Here is an 18918-nt window from a genome sequence, read left to right as displayed (position 1 = left end):
CTCCGACTCGGGTAGAGTGACGGCTGGACTGGCGCCCGCTGCCATGGCAATGCAGGCTGCGGGCGCCGTCCATGCCAACCCGTCCACACAGTCAAAGGAGCCGCAATGAGTAATCCTCGTGATGTCGTTGTACTGGTGGGAAGCCTGCGCAAGGAGTCATACAACGGCAAGCTGGCCAAGGCGCTGATCGCGCTGGCGCCGCCGCAGCTCAGGCTGGAGATCGTCGAAATCGGTGCCCTGGAGCTATACAACCAGGACCTCGATGACAAACCGACCCAGGCCTGGACCACCTTCCGCGATCGCGTCCGCCGCGCCGACGCCGTGCTGTTCGTGACCCCGGAATACAACCGCTCCGTGCCCGCGCCGCTGAAGAACGCCATCGACGTGGGCTCGCGCCCGTATGGCAGCAGCGTCTGGGACGGCAAGCCCGGCGCCATCATGAGCGCTTCGCCCGGGGCCATCGGCGGGTTCGGTGCCAACCAGCACCTGCGCCAGTCGATGGTGTTCCTCAATGTCCCGATGCTGCAGCAGCCCGAGGCGTATATCAGCGGCGTCGACAAGCTGTTTGACGAGCAGGGCGGAATTGCCAATGAGTCGACGAAGGGCTTTCTGGGCAAGTTCCTGACGACGTTTTCGACCTGGATCGAGCGGACTGCGCCGCGCTGATACAGGGGCGGAGCACTGCGAACTTAAGTATGCGCATCCACCGCGGCGCCTGTCAGCGAACGTTCAGAGGTCAAGCCGGGAACCGTCGAGTGCCATCCATACCCAGAGGAGAAGCACTGGCATCCCGGCCAGCCAGCGCAGCCAAATGCTGCGGTTCATCGCCAGCAACGCCCAAATTCCAAGTGAGCACCCGAGCAGGCATGCGAAGCACGACAGCAGGTAGTTCGCCTGTGATTGATATGCCCACATTGCTGCCGATGGTCCTTGGCCGCCGAACGGATATTCCTCGGGGGCTGTCCATGCTCCCCATATCTCTACCAGCATCAGCATGGCGATGAGAGCGAGGATGCTGGATCCGACTGCCCTAATAGCGAACTTCCAGTTCCATGTCTTTGGCATAGTACAAGAACTCTTTGGCAAAGGAATTCATTGAACTGGTGAGGTCGATGCAGCCTGCAGAGCCTGGGTAGCTTCCGCCGTGGATCGTGAAATTGCTTCGGCCAAACACGTTTGTTCCGGGGCGTGGCTGCAATCCAATGCGCCGGGTGCCCCAGGCTGTCGTACAGCCTGGCCATCGCCCGGCCTTGATGTTGATGAGCCTGAGAATGCAGGCAGCTCTGTTGAAGATGCTCGTATCTTCCCAGCGCTGAAAATCATCCTGCCGCGCGGTGTACAGGCCTTCGGGTATGGGGCCTGCATCCCTGGTGCTCTGATGTTCCTTGGTCTGGTAGCCGGTCCGCCCTGAGACGGCCGGCCAACGCATCTGCGTTGCGCCGCCTTCTATCCTTTGCTGGGACTTGCCGTCGAAAAGGAGCTTGGCCTTACGCCAATGAATCTGGCGCTCCAGTTCGTCAAGCCTCAAGAGCTTGACGATCTCACGCGGCGAATCCGGGCGGTTGAGTGTATATCCAAAGCGTTCTCTCACTAGTTCTTCAAGGCCTCTGCGCAGGATGCTGTTATCCCGGATTTCAGATTCAAGGAAGCTCATCTGCTTAAGCGACTCATAGCGTATTGTGGGCGGGGTGCGGGGTCCCTGTCGGGGGCACGCACATTCCCATTTGCGCGCAGATGCCTTCGGGAATCAATCAGCGTAGTCCGAATATAGTGGAGTTGCTATGTTATCTGTGCTGCACGTTTTCTATTTCTTTGGGCATCGGAAGGCCGTGCTGAGGTAGCCAGGCCAAGCCGCGCGTGCGGGCTGATGCGAGGGGGCGCTTCCGTTTTGAGGGTGCACCTGCGTTGCCTTGATCGATCTCGATCGGCCCCTCGATGGTAAACTCAACGAGTTTCCGCTCGTCTGTGAACCCGTCGTTTCGTGGCTGACGGACGAAGGCAATTTCTGAGATTTGTAGGTAGGAGTATCGGTCCAGGTGGATCGCTGTGAAATGACTGATTATCAAGGGAAAATCGCTGCTACAAGCCCGCGCCGGGTATCCGTAGCGCCGATGATGGACTGGACCGACCGACATTGCCGCATGTTCCACCGCCAGCTCAGCCACCACACCTGGCTGTACACCGAGATGGTGACCACGGGCGCGCTGCTGCATGGCGACGTGCCGCGCCACCTGGATTTCGATGCGTCCGAACACCCGGTCGCGCTGCAACTGGGCGGCAGCGAGCCGGCCGACCTCGCCATGGCGGCCAAGCTGGGCCAGCAATGGGGCTACGCGGAAATCAACCTGAACTGCGGCTGCCCGTCCGAGCGCGTGCAGCGCGGCGCCTTCGGTGCTTGCCTGATGGCAGAGCCGCAACTGGTGGCTGACTGCGTGAAGGCGATGCGCGATGCGGTGGACATCCCGGTCACCGTCAAGCATCGCATCGGCATCGACAAGATCGAGCACTACGATTTCGTCCGTGACTTTGTCGGCAAGGTGGCCGAGGCGGGCTGCGGCACGTTTATCGTCCATGCGCGCAATGCGATCCTGAAGGGCCTGAGCCCGAAGGAAAACCGCGAGATTCCGCCGCTCCGGTACGAAGTCGCCTACCAGCTGAAGCAGGAGTTTCCCGATCTGGAAATCCTGATCAACGGCGGCATCGTCAGCTATGACGAGATGGCGGCCCATCTGGAACACGTCGATGGCGTGATGATCGGTCGCGAGGCTTATCACCAGCCCTATGTCTTGGCGGAAATGGATGCGCGCTTCTATGGCGATGCGAGCGCCCCGGTGCCGTCGCGGCTCGATGTCGAACTGGCGATGCAGCGCTACATCGGCAACCTGGTGGAGAGGGGTGGGTATATGGGTGCCGTGACGCGGCACATGCTTGGCCTGCATCGCGGCATTGCCGGCGGACGTGGCTGGCGCCGCGTACTGTCGGATTCGAAGCGGATGAACGCGGCGCGCACGCGGGCTGACGTGGATGCGCTGTTCGAAGAGGCCCGCACGCATTTGCGGCCGCAGGCCCAGGAGCCGCTGGCCGCGTAAGCGCTTGCGGCCAGCGCGCGCGATGCCGAGGCCGCGCTCTAACTCCGAATCATGAAAGTATGCGTGGCTGCGCGGGGGTACCGCGCGCCGCACTTGCAGTCCCTGATTGCCCGGAAACCGGCACCAGGAAAGGGATTCCCCTAATTCGCTGAGGCAGGGCACTTTCATACACTGTGCCTGCCCTCGAATACAGGGCTTTCTTCAACTGATTATTAGCCCGCTTCGGCGGGCTTTTTTTTCGTCGGCGTTGTTGTCGCTCGCCGCTCTTCGTTTACCCGAATGGTGCATTCCCGGGATGGCAGTTACAGTGCAACGGCCTTCAGGGCATTTGAGATCGCTAAAGTTAAGAGTCCGTGCTGCGGACTCTTTTTTTTGCGCGCTCGTTTTGCATGCGCCGGACGAAGGAATTAGACGGCCATCGTCATAAAGAGTTCCATCGGTCATGCTGCCCTGATTCAGCCCGCCTCAGCGCGTATGGCTGATGCCCACGTCCAGCGTGCCGTAAGTCGTAACGCTCGATTTCTCGCCATCGGCGCCGCCGGCAGCGCAGCCGCCGAGCATGGCCGCCACGGCCGCTACGGTAAAAATCCTCGCCGGCCATCTACACTTGATCTGCATGCCTGTTGCCTGCATTCAATAACGTCGGTTGGGCTCGCGCATGGGCGCAAGGTTCCGTCGCCAGAGGCTGGCGGCGCGGAAGTACCCGAAAGTACTGGCTGGGAAGGGGGCAAAAAGAGGCAGGCGGCCCGATGGGGCGGGCCGCCTGACGGGAAGGTCGAGGGGGGTCAATGTCCCTCAGGCACGAGTATCGCTTCGGGCACGTGCGGCATGAACCCTGCGGAGGTAGGGGCTGTGCACAGCATATTTCCGCTGTCGATGGCCGGATGCCGCCAGACGCTTGCTGGCGTGAACGACCTGCCCGGCGGCCGTGATACGATTCCTCGCACTGCCCCAGGCGAGATAGGGCAAGATATGCGGACCGTGCCGGCAGGGGGGGAGCAGCATGGAAAAAGACAACGTGGAAAACGAAGCGCCGTTCGGCGTCGTCTATGAAGACTTCAGGGTGGTTTGGGTGGCCGAGCAGCTGCAGGACGGCAAATGGACGGCACGCTACTGCTGGCATCCTGGCACCTCGGAAGCGGCAGGGAAGGCATTAAACGAGGCTGTGCTGAACGGCAAGTCGCGCCGGCTGCTGGGGCAGTTCGATACCGAGGCCGAGACCATCGAAGCCATCAAGCGGGCAGTGCTGCTGGAGGCGAAGTGGAGTCCATCACGGACCTGATCGATCCCGTCGAAAAAATTTGTGCGGGATACTAGCCATCTCGGAAAACTGTTTGTATAATCTTGTTTTTCGTCGATCAGCGCTTCGCTGATGACCTCTACGGTGGCTGTAGCTCAGTTGGTAGAGTCCAGGATTGTGATTCCTGTCGTCGTGGGTTCGAGTCCCATCAGCCACCCCAAAATTCTCTTTCGCATCAAGGCCTTACGGGTTTCCTAACCGTTCCATGATGCGGAATTTCCCACAGAAATGGGAATTTTCCCACGGCGCCACTGGCGCCGTTTCTGTTTTCTGCTCCCTTATTCTGTCGCTGCTGCCCGTTTGGCCTTGCGCCGATCGTAGTGACGGTGGGTGGTCGATGGATTCGCGTGCGCCGCGAAGTCGTAGGCATCGGCGGACCGGCGCTCGAGCTTCGTGGTGATGGCGGCCGGGCGGATGTCGAGCGTCGAGAAGAAAGCCTCATGCTCGGCAATCGAATATCCGGACGTCCAGGCGCCCATGCTCCTGTCCTTCCGCGTCGCGGCGGACTGCGCCCGCTCGGCACGCAGCGCCTCTGCTGCCTCGGCATCGATCGTCGAGATCCATTCCCACATCGCGTCCTGCCAGACCGACCCCCAGCCGCTTTTGCTGTACGGCTGGCCTTTGCGGTTCGGGAGCGGGTAGAGGCTCTGCACCACGAACTTCTTCGTGGTGGTCTCGGCGGCCGTGCGCTTCGCCCGCTCGACAACGGCGTGCAGGCGCGCTGACCAGTCCCGGACCTTGACCACCTCGGCCGCCCTGATCCAGCCGACGGACGTGGCCTTCACGAAGCAGGAGACGCCGCAGATCGTCGCCTGCACGGCCGAGGGCGACATGCTCGACGGCACCGACGGCCTGTTCTTCGGCACCACGGACGGCTACGTCATGCGCGAGGACGTCGGCACCAGCTTCGACGGCTTGGCGATCAAGGCCGTAATGCGGCTCCAGTTCAACCAGTTCAAGCTGCCGGCCAACAAGAAGCGCTTCCGCAAGCTCGTGCTGGAGATGGAGGCGCTCGACAGCGTCAACATCAGCTTCCGCCAGCAGTTCGACTACTCGGACGGCAACTATGCCGCCTCGGGGACTCAGGGCGCGAATGCTGGCGCGGGCGGCGGCGTCTGGGACGCCTCTTCATGGGACACCTTCTACTGGTCCCAGCCCCTCGTCAGCCAGGCCGAGGCCAATATCGACGGCGTCGGCCGAAACATGTCCCGCGTGCTCTGGCATGAGAGCGCCGCCACCTCGCTGAAGCGCTTCGTCCGATTCGACGCGGCACCCTCCAGCGACGTCAATGATGCTCTGGACACACTTTCGAGTGGGCTGGACACCCTGCAAGGCGACGTCAACCGGGCGCTCAAGCTGCCGGCCGGCACCGCCGACCAGACGCTGGCACTGACGGCTGGCCAGCGCGCAAACCTAGTGCTTGCGCTCGACGCCTCCGGCAACCTCACCACAAACGGCGGTATCAATGGCATCTCGGATCGGCGCATGCTCTGGGCTCGCGCCAAGTCTGCCTTTGGGGTCGCATGAATCCAATGGTGAACTTGAGCGGCGCCGCGCGCGCCGCGCTGGTCGGTGCAGCACTGCTGGCCGTCGCTGCACTCGGCGCCTGGCTGGCAGCACAGTACTACGGCCCGCAACGGGATGCTGCGATCGCGCGCGCGGCCGCCGCGCAGGCCCAACTCGGCCTGGCGCTGGCCGCGAATCAGCAGTGCGACGCTGACGTCGGCAAGGCAAACTCGGCCGTGGCCAGCCTCAAGGCGGAAGCTGATGAGAGGGCGCGTGCGGCGGCCGCGGCGGTCGCTCAGGCGCAAGACCGCGCTGATGCAGCGCAGGCCCGGGCCGCCGACCTGGCCAAGCGCCCACCGTCGAAGCCGGCCGACCTGTGCGCATCGCTTGACGATCTGCTGACCACGCAGATTCGGGTACGCCAGGAGGAGCAATGATGCGATCGATCACGCTACTGCTCGCCGTGGCCATCGCCGGCTGCGCCAGCGCGCCGCAGGTCATCACGCAGACTCGGACGGTAGAGGTACCGATCGCCGTGCCGTGCCGGCCGCCGGTGGTGGTGCGCCCGGCATGGGCTCTTGACCAGGTAGATCCTGGCGCGGGCCTCTACACCAAGGGCCGCGCCGCGCTGGCCGAACTTGAGCAGCGTGCCGGGTATGAGGCGCTGCTGGAGGCGGCGCTGCTGTCGTGCCGCTGAGCTTGGCCATCAGATCGCCCGGTGAAACCTGCCGGGCGGGATCGCGCCGGGTCGCTGGATCTACATCCAGTCGAGCGATTGCTCGCCAGAGTGAAAAGAAAAGCCCTCACCCAGGATAGGCGAGGGCTGTGTCCATCTAATGACGGAAAAAAGGGCCCTTGGAGCCTGGGGGCGTTCCCCAGGGCCCGTAAAGGCGAGGTCACGAGCCCCGCTTATTCCATGCTGGCTGATTGTCATTGGATTGGCATCCGTCTTAGTGCGTAAATCGGTGCCCCATGAAGTGTGTTTCAACGGTGAATGGGTAGCGTGCCCAGCTGGTGCGGTCGCGTGCCGATTGGCAAAAGAAAGCCCTCGGCCAGAGTTGGCGAGGGCTGAAATAGTGGTGGGCGAGTCGCGGAACCGCCCGGGAGGAATGGTCGCAAGGGCCCGCTGATCGTGCATCCTTCTAAATAGAGGTGTCGCAGCAATGCGACGGCGCCATGGCAGTCAGAGTGTCATGAGCGCGTAGGGCCTTGGCCGGGCAGGGCACCATCTAGATCGTGTATCTGGAGATCGATGTGTTCGCGCCTGGCTCGGTTCCAGCCGGCGTCGATTGCCGCTTCGAGCGTTGGAAATTTGTGGGGCCTGGGGCCTGTCGACAAGACCATCTATCTCGAGCACCCAGCCAACGTCGGGCCGGCATTACGCGAATGCTTCGCACAGGCATTGGATCCCCCTGTCTCGCTGACCGCTTCAGACTCCACGGCCCGGTCATTCTGATCGTTGCGAGATCCTTGCACTACCCCCATGTGGGGTACGCGCCTATAGTGGCAGTTGGGCATCCACGGCGACAGGCGGCGGCTCTTTCGGGCGGCGCACGATCGGCGCAGGCTCGGCAGCCATTTGGTCCTCCGGATAGAGCGCCATGAAGCTGCGCGCCAGCTCCGGGTCGCGGCACGTCAGTCAGTGGTCCCACGGCAGCCGCGGCACGATCACCACAGACCGCTTCTCCTTGCCCGGGGCGTGCATGCGCTTCATCACCGGGTGCTGGTCGGCGTTCACCGTCAGCATGGTGAACGAGAAGGTGCCGTCAGGCCAATCCAGCCACAGGCCGGCTATCCCGAACGCCGGTTCGCCCGGCAGCCAGATTTTGTACCGGGTCGACTTGGGCCCCGCCTCGTAGTTCGGCTCATAGACGATATGTGCTGCTGCTTCGGTCATGCTGTGTATGGCTGCGGCCGGACTTTGGCTGCGATGTAGAGCGGGTGTTTCGGGCTGCCGTCCTGATTCAGCCCAAGGTGATAGAGCAGGTTGCCGCGACCGCACATGCGCACGATACGCAGCACCTCTGCTGCGCGGGCAGGCGCCGCCTTGTGGGCGCCCCAGGCGCAAATCACCAGCGAGCATTGGTCGATCGCATCCATGACGGCGCCGTTGGCGGTGTCCTCGCGCCCCAGCGGCGCCGGATGCGACAGCAGGCCGTCAGGATCGGTCGAGCGCAGGGGGAACAAGTTGACCACCTCCAGCCTGCCGTACTTGCCGGCCAGCGCACGCTGCATGCACCTGGTGATGGTCGGGTCGTTGACCTGGTGGTCGGCGGTCGACGGGTTGAGCATGATGAAACCCAGCGCCGGCCGGCTGGCATCCCATTCGCGCCAGAGGCGATAGCGGTATTGCTCGCAGTCGGAGAAGATGCAGCCCGCCTCACCGTCGAGGGTTTGGGTGGTCAGGTGTTTCATGCCTCGATCTCCTTAATCGCTACCCGCAAAACGAGGGGGCGGCGAAATCGGTCACCAACCTGTGCACCCGCGCGCCGTATGCTAGGGTGTATTAAATGGCCGTTGAATTGACTGCGGCGGATCCTAGGTGGTCGATATGAGGGGTGCTCACATGTCTATTGCAAGGTATCGAGGCTACATAGTCGAGGGGTTCGCAAAACCTGCCGGGAACGGAGAATTCGCATCCTTGGGGCGGGTGACCAGCGGCCGCCATACCATCAAGGAGTCTGACGTGCTTGGGCTTCACGAAAGGGATGAACGCGCCCAGAGCGAAGGCATCTCGTGGGCTCAGAGGTATGTTGATCAACTTGAGGGGCCACATGACGCCTAGCTCGTTGTGGGCGATTGCGCGCACCATGGCGCGGCGAAAGAGGCTGGGCAGTTCGTTGCTCATACTACGATTTTCCGAAACGATGGGAGATGGCCATGGGTCGCGCGGCAGAGTGGCTTGAAGGTGCAGTCGAAGGAACGGATGTCTTTCCGAACGATGCCGAATTTGATGACTCGGGGGATGACCGACACGTTAGGGTTACCTGGACTGTTCGCGATTCTCGCGAGCAGCGACGGAATGCACCGCTCGTTATCGTCATCGATCCAGCGCTCATCGATCGCTGGGACGGCGCCAGCGCCCGCGAGCAAAATCGCATTTTCGATAGGGCCGTAGAAATACTTGATGCCAATCTGGCCAACTACGATCCCAACGGTAGAGTCGACGTGCCTGCTGCCTTCCGGATTCATTTGGAGGAGGGCGGTTTCTAGTTCACCGCCGTCCAGGATGGCGCGCACCATTGCGCCACTGATGAGGGTGGGGTAGTCCAGCGCCTCCGCAAGGCGTTCGCCGCTGTACCGGCCTGTGCGCGATACCACCGGCGTATAGCCGCGGTTTTCCGGCCGATAGAGAGTGATGTAGTGGTGATCTCGGTCAGTGTGGCATACCGCCACCACGATGAATTCGGTCATGACAGCTCCCGCTCGGCTTGCCGCATCGCGGCGGTGAGGGCAGCCATATCGTCGTGCGAGCCACCGCGGTCTGGGTGCGCCGCCTGGGCGCGCCGGCGGAATGCCGCCCGCACGTTGGCCATATCCTGCTCGCCGGCCGGCACGCCGATCACCTCGCGCCACGTACGCGCTGCGCCAGGCGACGGGAGGGCGGTGAAGCCGGTGAAGGCTCGTTCGAGGATCTGGGCCCCGCCGTGCCGCTCGATCGCGCGCCGCGCTTCCAGTGTGGCGGCGATGGCGGCCAGGTTGTCGGCCACGCTGCGGTACATGTCGATCGCCATCACGCGAGGCGCGCCGGCGCGGTCCTGCCAGTAGACTGCGGCGCCCGGGTCGGCCGGCTCGCGCTGGCCGGAGCGTGGCAGCCCATCCAGGCGGACCACCACGTTCGTGCTGATGACGGTAAAGCCCTGCCGCGCGCCGAGGCGATCCGATTGTTCCCGGGTATGCGACGCCAACCGTGCCGCCGGAAGGCAGCGAGCGCCGCGTTGCGGTCTACTGCCGATCGACCATGGCGCGCAAGTTCAACGCTGGGGACCACGCCAGCGGGTGCGCGGAGTTCTCCCGCTGGACTCTCGCCGGCGGGCGCGAGTTGCCAGGGCTGGTCAAGCGGCGTGCCGCTGAGCGAGCCCTGTGTGAGGGGATGTTGTCATGAGTGCGATCAGCAAGATTCTGCGCGAGTCGGAAGGCAATGGATTGATGTTCTGATGCCCTGGCTGCGACATGGCCCATCGCATTCAGTACGGCGCCGGTGACGGACCTCGCTGCCGTCGGCGCCCACGAACACGGGGAGCTTCTTGCCGCCCACTTCCTGAACTGCGATGTTGCCGGCTTCGTCGTACTTGAATGGCATGGTGACTTTCCTTGAGGCATCCGCCCGCGAGCTTGTGCGGCATCCGCCGCAATGCGCCCTGCGGCATCCACCGCGTTGGGCAATGAAAAACGCCCGCGAGGCAGAGCCAGGCAGGCGTCGGTAGAAACAAAAAAGCCCGCCGAAGCGAGCTTATGTGGGGTTTTGGAAGATCAGGCGTCGGCTAGGCGGTCCGCGAAGTCAGGCCCAATGGTTTCGACTCCCAGGTCACGCAATGCCATTTCGTCGGTGTTGTCCGCGATCTGCGAGACGCTGAGCAGACGGAATTCCATCGAGGTCATGGTGTACTTCTGCTTGTAGACGTCGCTGTAGCGCTTCAAGAGCCGCAGCGCTGTGGTCAGATCGAGCAGAGTGGAGAAGGCCACCGTGCGCGTGCGCGAGCTCACGAAGCGGTCAGAGTGCGGCTCCTCTCTCGTCGCCAAGCACTCCTCAACGGTCAATAGAAGCATTTCAACCTCACTGGTACTTGGCCCTCAACTGCTCCAGTGTAAGCGGATTCCGCGCTGGCCAGGTTGCTCTGAAGGACGCGATCGACAAGAGGGACAAGGAGATCGCGCGCCTGAACAAGCAGGTCGTCGCCAAGGACCAGGACGTGATCGTGGCCAAGCAGCAGGACCGTGAGCGTCAGCGCGAGGCCACCAACTCGGCGCTGATCGAGATCAAGACCGAGATGGTGGCCATGAAGAAGACCATCGAGCGGATGGAAGGGGACCGCTACACCGGGGCAGATGCCCGCCGGGACTTCGCCTGGCGGGATGAACGCGTCGCGGAGCAGGGCAAGCGGCTGACGGATCCGGAGAGCGAGGTGCGCGGCCGGCGGCGGTGAAGCAGGTACGCAAGCTGCCACCGCTTTCGATAGCGCTCTGGCGGCAGCCTGCGTGGTGCCGGACGCGCCGGCAGTGGCCGACTATGACGCCTGGCAGGATTGGATAGTGACGGTGCTAGGCGAGTTGGGAGAGTGCGCGGCCAAGCATCGTAAGACGGTGGAGGCTTGGCCGACGTAGGGAGTTGCTTACGCGAGCTTTTCGTAGTCGCGAAGGTGAAGGGCGATAGAGGTGTACTCGTGAACTGAGTCCTCAAAAGCCGGCGCCTTGCTGCCGATCACGAGGGACACGGCGTCTTGAAACTCGCACTCGGACCAGTCCGTACCGACCGTCGTCTTCAGCTTCTTTACGGCCTTGAGAAACCGTTCTTCATCGAGCTGGTGTCCAGAGTGCCAGCCATCGTGCGCGAGCCACGGTTTCAAGCAATCGGCCATGGTATTGGGATCGGCCATCATGGCTCCAAGTTTGGGTTGAGGGGCGCCCCTTATCGCTGAAACCGTTTAGCGGGCACTGCCCCAGGCCGCTTGATCTTGACCCTGTCGCGCGAAAGCTCGCCGGATCGGTACGCCGAGCCGGAACGTTTCCCCACCACTTCCTCCCGCCCAAGCGTCAACGAAGTCTGACCTTCTTCTCCTTAGCGCGCGCCGCGCCGGCTTCTGGAGGTAGGGGGGGCGAGGCTCAGGCGGTCGACCAGGCCGGACGCCGATTTCTACTCCAGTGGTTGCGCCGCGCTGGCTGAGCTAGAGCAGCGCGCGGGTTATGAAGCGCTGCTTGAGGCGGCTGTTACTGCTTGTCGGTGAAGGCCGCCAAAAAAATCTAGGCGCCGTGACGCAAAGTCGAGAACGGGGGTACTCGACGCGATGGATTCTCGCACCGACGTTTTCGGTGATGCTAGCCACATCTTGGTATGGCCCGGGCACCAGAATAGAAATACATCGCGCAGCACCGGTCGCTGGGGTCTGAGCCTATGGGAGTAGGGGTCGTTGATCATGGGCGTATGCTGTATGAATATACGGTGTAGCCTGGTCCGCGCCGCTTGCGAAATCTTTGGAAGATTGCGAAAATGTGCACGCGCCGACGCGGGATCGCGGTCGGCACAGATTCCAAAGTATTCGCGTAACGTGTTGATTATTTTGGGGATTGGCTCAGGATTGTGATTCCTGTCGTCGTGGGTTCGAGTCCGATCAGCCACCCCAACGCATTCTCCAAAACGGCGCCTCCCAAGGGCGCCGTTTTGCATTCCCCGGGGGTGTTATGTCTGTTCGAGCGGCAGTGCTTGGCGTAGTGATGGCAGCCATGGTGGCAGGGTGTGCCTCCGGTACTTCTGATAAAGAGATTCGCACGCGCCCGCCCGTGCGCTTGTTCACGCCCGCCAAGATGGGCGATGTTGCGAAATGCCTTCGCAACAACCTGGGCGACGATGCCGCATTCGTCAGCTATCCGGCAAAGAACCAGGCTGAGATCCGCATCGGCCAGACCACGTCTGGTGGTGAATACCAATACGCCTACCTGATTTCGCTGACAGCGCAGCCGGATGGTACGGCGCTGGAGTTGCGCAAGACCGATACGTGGTTCCCCCAGCTGATGCCGGCGGAACTGGAAGCCGAAGCCAGGGCGTGTGCGCCGCGTAGCTGAGGGCAGGGCCCGCGGCCGCGCGGACCGCGCCCGCGGGGTTCAGGCGGCCAGCTTGTCGGCGGTTTCGAGTTCAAGCATACGGCAGATCGCCGCCATGCTGCCGACCATGGTACGGCGCTGCGTACCCTGGTAGACGCGTACGCCCTTGCTCTGGCGGAACGGCACGGGCTTGACCGGGCGACGGGCGGCGACGTTGTGGATTTGCGGCATGGTGGCACCTCTTTTGGGCAAAGCGGGGTCAACACCCGGCAAGCCGGGCGGCATCTGCAAAGCAATGGAAGCGGGTGGGCCCGCGCAGGCGGATGGCCTGCGGTGGTGCCCGGCTAGAAGCCGGAAGATCGGATCAGCCCGACGGCGATGCCTTCCAGCGAGAACTCTTCGCCGGGCTCCACGATGATGTTGGTGAAGTCCGGGTTCTCTGCAATCAGTTCGATATGGCCGCCGCGCCGCTGCAGGCGCTTGACGGTTACGTCATCGCCCAGGCGTGCCACCACGATCTTGCCGTTGGCGGCTTCGCTGGCGCGGCGCACCGCGAGCAGGTCGCCGTCGAGGATGCCGGCGTCGCGCATACTCAGGCCACGCACGCGCAGCAGGTAGTCGGGGCGTTCGTCAAAGACTGAGGCGTCGACCTGGTACTGGCGGTCGATATGCTCGGCAGCCAGGATGGGGCTGCCCGCGGCCACGCGGCCCACCAGCGGCAGCGTCAGCTGCATCACGCCTGCCATTGGCAACGAGAACTGGTCCGGCATTTCCGAATCGCTGCGAGCCACCTTCAGGCGAATGCCACGCGAGGCGCCCGGCGTCAGTTCGATCACGCCCTTGCGAGCCAGCGCTCTCAGATGTTCTTCGGCGGCATTGGGGGAGGAGAAGCCGAACTCCGCGGCGATCTCGGCGCGCGTGGGCGGGAAGCCGGTATGGCGGATCGTATTGCGGATCAGATCGAAAATCTGCTGCTGCCGGGGTGTCAGGGTCGCCATGGGATCGCCGTTCCGTGCAGGGCCGCGGGGGATGTCGGGTCATGGATCAGCCGATCCTTTATCCTGCATCCGGCGGGCCGGGCACTGTATGTTTAAACAGTATGCTGTGATTTTATACAGTATCGGCCTGAGCGCAAGCAGAATTTTTGGGGCAGGCGGCATGGACCGGAGGCGCGTTGACTGGGCCAGCCAGCGGCAAGGCAGGGTGTGCCCGTTACAATCGCCACTCATCGTTCCCTATTCCTTGCGCTCCCCATGACCCAATTGCCCCGCATCGTCGTACTCGCCACCGGCGGCACCATTGCCGGAGCGGCCGGCAGTCCCGCCAGCAGCGCACGCTACCAGGCGGCGACCGTGCCGGTGTCGTCGTTGCTGGCGGCGGTGCCCGCGTTGCAGTCGGTGGCCCGGGTCGAAGCCGAGCAGGTGGCCCAGGTCGACAGCAAGGACATGACCTTCGCGCTCTGGCAAACGCTGGCGGCGCGGGTGGAGCACTGGTCGGCGCAGCCCGATATCGCGGGCATCGTGATCACGCATGGCACGGACACGCTGGAAGAAACCGCGATGGCGCTGCATCTGACGCAATCGTGTCCGGTGCCCGTGGTGATGACTGCGGCGATGCGGCCGTCGACGTCGCTGTCGGCGGACGGCCCGCTGAACCTGCTGGACGCGGTACGCGTGGCCGCCCACCCGGATGCGCGTGGCAAGGGGGTGCTGGTGGTGCTGAACCAGCAGATCCACGCGGCACGGGATGTGGCCAAGGCCCATACGTCGACGGTGGATGCCTTTGTCTCGGCTTGCGGGCCGCTGGGTTTCGTGCAGGACGACTATGTGCGCTTCGCCCGCGCGCCGCGCGCGGCCTGGACGATCGGGCCGATGCCCACGGCGTGGCCGGTGGTGGAGATCGTGGCGAGCTACGCCCAGCCGGGCAGGGTGGCCGTGGATGCGCTGGTGCAGGCGGGGGTCGCCGGGCTGGTGGTGGCGGCTGCCGGCAATGGCTCGGTGCATGAAGTGCTGGCCGGGGCGCTGGCCGATGCCGCCGCCGCAGGGGTGGCGGTGGTGCGCAGTTCCCGTACCGGTGCCGGCCATGTGGCGATTTCGCCTCAGCCCAGCCCCACGGACGGGGTCTTCGTTTCTGCCACAGACCTCAATCCCTATAAGGCGCGCGTGCTGTTGGCACTGGCGCTGGCCGCGGATGCAGGGCTGGCGCGCGATCCGGCGCGGCTGCAGGCGGTATTTGCCAACGCCTGATTTGCCTGTGTAATCATTGGCTTGCGCACATGTCAGAGTGCGGGCTATAATTTAAGGCTATTCAACCTTGCCACACCGGACTCGTGACGCCCGGGTGGCTAATCCAAAAGGAGCGTCAATGCGTCATTACGAAATCGTCTTCATCGTCCACCCGGACCAGAGCGAACAAGTGCCGGCCATGATCGAGCGCTACAAGCAGCTCGTGACCTCGCAGAACGGCAACGTTCACCGCGTGGAAGACTGGGGCCGTCGCCAGATGGCTTACATGATCCAGAAGCTGGCCAAGGCTCACTACGTTTGCCTGAACATCGAATGCGGCAAGGAAACGCTGGCTGAACTGGAACACGCGTTCAAGTTCAACGACGCCGTCCTGCGCCACCTGATCGTGCAGACCAAGAAGGCCGAGACCGCACCTTCGCCGATGATGAAGGAAGTGCAGCGCGAAGAAGCCCGCAAGGCCGCGCAAACGACCACCGAAGGCCAGGCCGCCTGAGTGCGGACTGCGGTGCGCGCCGTGGCTGACAGCGTCGGCCAGGGTTGCATGGATTGCAATCAGCAAGAGGCCCCGCGTTGAACCAGTTTCGGCTTGCCGCCACCCTGGCGGAACGCGATGCCCTGCGCTATACCCCGGCCGGGGTCCCCGTCGTGAACTGCATCCTGCAGTACAGCGGCGAGGCCGTCGAGGCGCAAACGCCGCGGCAGGTCGAGTTTGCAATCGCAGCGATGGGGATCGGCCAGGTTGGCCAGCGTCTGGAGCGGCTACCGCTCGGCACGCTGCTCGACTGCGAAGGATTCCTGGCCCGCAAGCACCGCAACAGCAAGGCCCTCGTCTTTCACATCACTGGATGTAAAGCATTCGAAAAGGATTGAATCATGGCATTCGTCAAACGTGACAACAAGAACAAGAAGCGCTTCCAGCAACAGAACCCGCTGTTCAAGCGCAAGCGCTTCTGCCGCTTCACCGTGGCTGGCGTGGAACAGATCGACTACAAGGATCTGGACACCCTGAAGGACTTCATCGGCGACAACGGCAAGATCACGCCGGCCCGCCTGACCGGTACCAAGGCTCACTATCAGCGTCAGCTGGATACGGCCATCAAGCGCGCGCGTTTCCTCGCGCTGATGCCGTACACCGACCTGCACAAGAACTGATCAGGCCCTAGGTCCGTCAAGGAGAGAACACGATGCAAATCATTCTGCTGGAAAAAGTCGTCAACCTGGGCAACCTCGGTGACATCGTCAAGGTGAAGGACGGTTACGCCCGTAACTTCCTGATCCCGGGCAAGAAGGCCCGCCGCGCCACGCAAACCGCGATCGCCGAATTCGAAGTCAAGCGCGCCGAGCTGGAAAAGGCCGCTGCCGAGAAGCTGGCCGCCGCGCAAGCCGAAGGCGAGAAGCTGAACGGCCTGACCGTCCAGATCGCCCAGAAGTCGGGCGTGGACGGCCGCCTGTTCGGTTCGGTGACCAACGCCGACATCGCTGCAGCCCTGGCTGGCGAAGGCTTCAAGCTGGAAAAGTCCCAGGTTCGCATGCCGAACGGCCCGCTGAAGATGGTGGGCGACCACCCGGTCAGCGTTGCGCTGCACACGGACGTCGTGGTCGACGTGACCGTGTCGGTGGTGGGCGAGAGCGTCTAAGGACGTGCCGCCTCGCCGGCGCGCTGCGCCGGCTGAAGCACCGCAAGCACTGCAAACAAGAAAGGCAGGAGCCCTGGCTCCTGCCTTTTTTGTTGCCCGCCCGCCTTTGCAGGCGCAGTCGCCAAATGTCCGGCGAAGTGTGTCCGCCCGCCGTTATAATCCCTCCCCATGAACGCGCCCGTCGCCGACCCCCAACTCGAGAACCTCAAGGTCCCGCCGCACTCCATCGAAGCCGAGCAATCGGTGCTGGGTGGCCTGCTGCTGGACAACGCCGCCTGGGACCGCATTGCGGATTTCATCTCCGAGGCGGATTTCTACCGTTTTGACCACCGGATGATCTTCCAGAGCATCGCCCGGCTGATCTCGGCCACCAAGCCGGCCGACGTGATCACGGTCTATGAGATGCTGCAGGTCGCCGGCAAGGCCGAGGAGGTAGGCGGCCTGGCGTACCTGAACTCGCTGGCGCAGAACACCCCCAGTGCGGCCAATATCCGCCGCTACGCGGAGATCGTGCGTGAGCGCTCGGTGCTGCGCAAGCTGGTGACGGCGGCCGACGATATCGCCTCGGCCGCGTTCGCGCCCAAGGGCCGCGAGGTGCGCGAGCTGCTCGACGAGGCCGAGTCCAAGGTCTTTGCGATCGCCGAAGAAGGCTCGCGCGGCCAGAAAGGATTCCAGGAAATCCAGCCGCTGCTGACCCAGGTGGTCGAGCGCATCGACGAGCTGTACCACCGCGATTCCACCACCGACGTCACCGGCGTCCCGACCGGCTTCATCGACCTGGACAAGATGACCAGCGGCATGCAGCCGGGCGACCTGGTCATCGTCGCCGGCCGCCCGTCGATGGGTAAGACGGCGTTCTCGCTGAACATCGGCGAACACGTGGCGGTGGAGCAGGGCTTGCCGGTGGCGGTGTTCTCGATGGAAATGGCGGGCACCCAGCTGGCCATGCGTATGCTTGGCTCGGTCGGCCGACTTGACCAGCACCGGCTGCGTACCGGCCGCCTGCTGGATGAGGACTGGCCGCGGCTGACGCATGCGATCCAGCGCATGAACGACACGCAGTTGTTTATCGACGAGACGCCGGCGCTGAACCCGATGGAGCTCCGTGCCCGTTCGCGCCGCCTGGCGCGCCAGTGCGGGCAGCTTGGCCTGATCATCATCGATTACCTCCAGCTGATGTCGGGTTCCGGCGGCGGCGAGAACCGCGCCACGGAAATTTCCGAAATTTCCCGTTCGCTCAAGGGCCTGGCCAAGGAGCTGAACTGCCCGGTGATCGCCCTGTCGCAGTTGAACCGAAGCCTGGAGCAGCGACCCAACAAGCGTCCGGTCATGTCCGATTTGCGCGAATCCGGCGCTATCGAACAGGATGCCGACGTGATCCTGTTCATCTACCGCGACGAAGTCTATAACGCGGATTCCCAGGACAAGGGCACGGCCGAAATCATTATCGGCAAGCAGCGTAACGGCCCGATCGGCACGGTGCGCCTGACCTTCCTTGGCCAGTTCACGAAGTTCGACAACTTCAGCGGCGGCCCGGCTTTCTTCGACAACGACACCTGACGAAGTCAAGCCGGCCTGCAACAGTCTGTGCGGCGCCGTCTCGTTTGTGCCAAATTCGCGGGCAATGTCGCTGTAACCCTGTAAAATATTGCGCTTTGATGACAGTCGCCACCAGCGGCTGCCATCCGACGCGTCCGCTCAATCCAGCAACACAATCCGCAGCGCCAACTCGCTGCCACAAGGAACATTCCATGTTCGGCCGATTCATGCCCACGGAGGGCAAGTTCTTCGAATATTTCAACCAGCACGCCGACTGCGCGGTGACCGCCGCCCATGAGCTCCAGGCACTGGTCAACGACTTGCCCAACGCCGAGGCACATGCGCGCCGGGTCCAGGCCACCGAGAAGAAGGCCGACCGGATCACGCACGACACCATCGACCTGCTGCACAAGACCTTCATCACGCCGCTGGACCGCGACGAGATCCACAAGCTCATCACGACCATGGACGACATCCTGGACCTGATGGAAGACGTGGCCGAGACCATCTCGCTGTATGACGTGACCAACCTGACCGACGAGGCCCTGCGCCTGGCGGCCATCTGCGTGCAGTGCTGCGACCAGGTCAAGATCGCGGTGGGCCTGCTTGAGGACATGGGCAACGCCAGCGCCATCCTGAAGACCGCGCAGCAGATCGACCAGCTCGAGTCGGAAGCCGACCGCGTGATGCGCTCGGCGATGTCCAAGCTGTTCCGCGACGAGACCGACGTCAAGCGCCTGATCAAGCTGAAGGCCATCTACGAACAGCTCGAGACGATCACCGACAAGTGCGAGGACGTCGCCAACATCATCGAAGGCATCGTCCTGGAAAACGCCTGAGGC

At 63.3% G+C, this 18918-nt stretch carries 28 protein-coding genes, 1 tRNA gene and 2 pseudogenes; 17 read left to right on the top strand and 14 right to left on the bottom strand.

The window, feature by feature from the left end:
• Positions 1-105 precede the first annotated feature (105 nt).
• Entirely contained in the window at positions 106-666 is a 561-nt protein-coding gene (locus DN412_RS08560) for an NADPH-dependent FMN reductase (RefSeq protein ID WP_115014103.1), read from the top strand.
• A 63-nt stretch (positions 667-729) separates the two neighbouring features.
• Here DN412_RS08560 and DN412_RS42980 read toward each other — a convergent pair whose 3' ends face one another.
• Positions 730-1065, bottom strand: a complete 336-nt coding sequence (locus tag DN412_RS42980; RefSeq protein WP_133303035.1) for a hypothetical protein — start codon at positions 1063-1065, stop codon at positions 730-732.
• Positions 1031-1654, bottom strand: coding sequence for a L,D-transpeptidase (locus DN412_RS08550; protein WP_115014101.1), 624 nt, complete (start codon positions 1652-1654; stop codon positions 1031-1033). The genes DN412_RS42980 and DN412_RS08550 overlap by 35 nt, the downstream gene beginning before the upstream one ends.
• A 397-nt stretch (positions 1655-2051) precedes the next feature.
• Between DN412_RS08550 and dusA the strand changes: the two genes are divergently transcribed.
• Positions 2052-3089 carry a tRNA dihydrouridine(20/20a) synthase DusA gene (gene dusA / locus DN412_RS08545; protein WP_115014100.1) on the top strand — a complete coding sequence of 346 codons (1038 nt, stop codon included), beginning with the start codon at positions 2052-2054 and terminating at the stop codon, positions 3087-3089.
• Between the two features lie 465 nt (positions 3090-3554).
• On the opposite strand, the gene DN412_RS43750 is transcribed toward dusA, so the two are convergent.
• Positions 3555-3707 carry a hypothetical protein gene (locus tag DN412_RS43750; protein WP_167471078.1) on the bottom strand — a complete coding sequence of 51 codons (153 nt, stop codon included), beginning with the start codon at positions 3705-3707 and terminating at the stop codon, positions 3555-3557.
• A 385-nt stretch (positions 3708-4092) separates the two neighbouring features.
• On the opposite strand from DN412_RS43750, the gene DN412_RS08540 reads away from it, so the two are divergent.
• Both DN412_RS08540 and DN412_RS08535 read left to right on the top strand, forming a co-directional pair.
• A complete protein-coding gene (locus tag DN412_RS08540; RefSeq protein WP_208647583.1) occupies positions 4093-4371 on the top strand; it encodes a hypothetical protein in 279 nt (92 codons plus the stop codon).
• Between the two features lie 102 nt (positions 4372-4473).
• Positions 4474-4549: transfer RNA gene (locus DN412_RS08535), tRNA-His, on the top strand.
• Between the two features lie 118 nt (positions 4550-4667).
• On the opposite strand, the gene DN412_RS08530 is transcribed toward DN412_RS08535, so the two are convergent.
• Positions 4668-5174: a hypothetical protein gene (locus tag DN412_RS08530; protein WP_133303034.1), complete on the bottom strand. Its 507-nt coding sequence runs from the start codon at positions 5172-5174 to the stop codon at positions 4668-4670.
• On the opposite strand from DN412_RS08530, the gene DN412_RS08525 reads away from it, so the two are divergent.
• From DN412_RS08525 to DN412_RS08515, 3 genes are read left to right on the top strand one after another with little or no spacing between them, the layout of a single operon-like run.
• Positions 5164-5916, top strand: coding sequence for a hypothetical protein (locus DN412_RS08525; protein ID WP_115014098.1), 753 nt, complete (start codon positions 5164-5166; stop codon positions 5914-5916). The genes DN412_RS08530 and DN412_RS08525 overlap by 11 nt on opposite strands.
• 5 nt (positions 5917-5921) lie before the next feature.
• Positions 5922-6332 (top strand): hypothetical protein, encoded by a 411-nt coding sequence (locus DN412_RS08520; RefSeq protein WP_115014097.1) that lies wholly within the window; start codon positions 5922-5924, stop codon positions 6330-6332.
• Positions 6329-6592 carry a flagellar basal body L-ring protein FlgH gene (locus DN412_RS08515; RefSeq protein ID WP_244222594.1) on the top strand — a complete coding sequence of 88 codons (264 nt, stop codon included), beginning with the start codon at positions 6329-6331 and terminating at the stop codon, positions 6590-6592. The genes DN412_RS08520 and DN412_RS08515 overlap by 4 nt, the downstream gene beginning before the upstream one ends.
• Before the next feature lie 494 nt (positions 6593-7086).
• Here the strand turns inward: DN412_RS08515 and DN412_RS08510 are convergent, their stop codons facing one another.
• The 5 genes and pseudogenes from DN412_RS08510 to DN412_RS44000 all read right to left on the bottom strand — a co-directional run bounded on the left by DN412_RS08510 (position 7087) and on the right by DN412_RS44000 (position 9803).
• On the bottom strand, positions 7087-7239 hold the full coding sequence (locus tag DN412_RS08510) for a DUF2188 domain-containing protein (protein WP_115014096.1): 153 nt from the start codon (positions 7237-7239) through the stop codon (positions 7087-7089).
• 154 nt (positions 7240-7393) lie between these two features.
• A pseudogene (locus tag DN412_RS44430) lies at positions 7394-7738 on the bottom strand (SOS response-associated peptidase family protein); the annotation flags it as partial.
• 50 nt (positions 7739-7788) lie between these two features.
• On the bottom strand, positions 7789-8310 hold the full coding sequence (locus tag DN412_RS08500; RefSeq protein WP_115014095.1) for a DUF1643 domain-containing protein: 522 nt from the start codon (positions 8308-8310) through the stop codon (positions 7789-7791).
• 429 nt (positions 8311-8739) lie between these two features.
• On the bottom strand, positions 8740-9309 hold the full coding sequence (locus DN412_RS08490; RefSeq protein ID WP_115014093.1) for a hypothetical protein: 570 nt from the start codon (positions 9307-9309) through the stop codon (positions 8740-8742).
• A complete protein-coding gene (locus tag DN412_RS44000) occupies positions 9306-9803 on the bottom strand; it encodes a hypothetical protein (RefSeq protein WP_208647581.1) in 498 nt (165 codons plus the stop codon). Before DN412_RS44000 ends, DN412_RS08490 begins: the two co-directional genes overlap by 4 nt.
• A 38-nt stretch (positions 9804-9841) precedes the next feature.
• On the opposite strand from DN412_RS44000, the pseudogene DN412_RS45820 reads away from it, so the two are divergent.
• Positions 9842-10000: pseudogene (locus DN412_RS45820) on the top strand (glycoside hydrolase family protein); the annotation flags it as partial.
• 6 nt (positions 10001-10006) lie between these two features.
• Here DN412_RS45820 and DN412_RS42975 read toward each other — a convergent pair.
• Positions 10007-10198 carry a hypothetical protein gene (locus tag DN412_RS42975; RefSeq protein WP_133303033.1) on the bottom strand — a complete coding sequence of 64 codons (192 nt, stop codon included), beginning with the start codon at positions 10196-10198 and terminating at the stop codon, positions 10007-10009.
• A 170-nt stretch (positions 10199-10368) separates the two neighbouring features.
• A complete protein-coding gene (locus DN412_RS08475) occupies positions 10369-10638 on the bottom strand; it encodes a hypothetical protein (RefSeq protein WP_133303032.1) in 270 nt (89 codons plus the stop codon).
• Positions 10639-10682: 44 nt separating this feature from the next.
• Here DN412_RS08475 and DN412_RS08470 point away from each other — a divergent pair, with 44 nt between their 5' ends.
• Positions 10683-11042: a hypothetical protein gene (locus tag DN412_RS08470; protein ID WP_115014091.1), complete on the top strand. Its 360-nt coding sequence runs from the start codon at positions 10683-10685 to the stop codon at positions 11040-11042.
• 186 nt (positions 11043-11228) lie between these two features.
• Here DN412_RS08470 and DN412_RS08465 read toward each other — a convergent pair whose 3' ends face one another.
• A complete protein-coding gene (locus DN412_RS08465; RefSeq protein WP_115014090.1) occupies positions 11229-11495 on the bottom strand; it encodes a hypothetical protein in 267 nt (88 codons plus the stop codon).
• An 832-nt stretch (positions 11496-12327) separates the two neighbouring features.
• Between DN412_RS08465 and DN412_RS08460 the strand changes: the two genes are divergently transcribed.
• Positions 12328-12675 (top strand): hypothetical protein, encoded by a 348-nt coding sequence (locus tag DN412_RS08460; protein WP_244222593.1) that lies wholly within the window; start codon positions 12328-12330, stop codon positions 12673-12675.
• Between the two features lie 39 nt (positions 12676-12714).
• Here DN412_RS08460 and DN412_RS43745 read toward each other — a convergent pair whose 3' ends face one another.
• Entirely contained in the window at positions 12715-12885 is a 171-nt protein-coding gene (locus tag DN412_RS43745; protein WP_164704851.1) for a hypothetical protein, read from the bottom strand.
• Between the two features lie 113 nt (positions 12886-12998).
• A complete protein-coding gene (gene lexA / locus DN412_RS08455) occupies positions 12999-13652 on the bottom strand; it encodes a transcriptional repressor LexA (RefSeq protein ID WP_035821632.1) in 654 nt (217 codons plus the stop codon).
• A 255-nt stretch (positions 13653-13907) separates the two neighbouring features.
• Here lexA and DN412_RS08450 point away from each other — a divergent pair, with 255 nt between their 5' ends.
• The 7 genes from DN412_RS08450 (at position 13908) to DN412_RS08420 (ending at position 18915) form a co-directional block, all read left to right on the top strand.
• Entirely contained in the window at positions 13908-14900 is a 993-nt protein-coding gene (locus tag DN412_RS08450; RefSeq protein WP_115014088.1) for an asparaginase, read from the top strand.
• A gap of 118 nt (positions 14901-15018) precedes the next feature.
• Positions 15019-15393: a 30S ribosomal protein S6 gene (gene rpsF / locus DN412_RS08445; protein WP_010809513.1), complete on the top strand. Its 375-nt coding sequence runs from the start codon at positions 15019-15021 to the stop codon at positions 15391-15393.
• A 77-nt stretch (positions 15394-15470) separates the two neighbouring features.
• Entirely contained in the window at positions 15471-15770 is a 300-nt protein-coding gene (gene priB / locus DN412_RS08440) for a primosomal replication protein N (RefSeq protein ID WP_115014087.1), read from the top strand.
• A 3-nt stretch (positions 15771-15773) separates the two neighbouring features.
• Positions 15774-16052: a 30S ribosomal protein S18 gene (gene rpsR, locus DN412_RS08435; RefSeq protein WP_006163606.1), complete on the top strand. Its 279-nt coding sequence runs from the start codon at positions 15774-15776 to the stop codon at positions 16050-16052.
• Positions 16053-16084: 32 nt separating this feature from the next.
• A complete protein-coding gene (gene rplI / locus DN412_RS08430) occupies positions 16085-16537 on the top strand; it encodes a 50S ribosomal protein L9 (RefSeq protein ID WP_115014086.1) in 453 nt (150 codons plus the stop codon).
• A 168-nt stretch (positions 16538-16705) separates the two neighbouring features.
• The gene (locus tag DN412_RS08425; protein WP_013957138.1) at positions 16706-18097 is read left to right on the top strand and encodes a replicative DNA helicase; all 1392 of its coding nucleotides are present in this window, start codon (positions 16706-16708) and stop codon (positions 18095-18097) included.
• A 191-nt stretch (positions 18098-18288) separates the two neighbouring features.
• A complete protein-coding gene (locus tag DN412_RS08420) occupies positions 18289-18915 on the top strand; it encodes a DUF47 domain-containing protein (RefSeq protein ID WP_018309174.1) in 627 nt (208 codons plus the stop codon).
• Positions 18916-18918: the final 3 nt, after the last annotated feature.

The sequence above is a fragment of the Cupriavidus lacunae genome (assembly GCF_003353055.1).
GTDB classification, from domain to species: domain Bacteria; phylum Pseudomonadota; class Gammaproteobacteria; order Burkholderiales; family Burkholderiaceae; genus Cupriavidus; species Cupriavidus lacunae.
The sequence above is the reverse complement of the archived record's forward strand: the minus strand, read 5'-3'. Positions and strand labels throughout refer to the sequence as shown.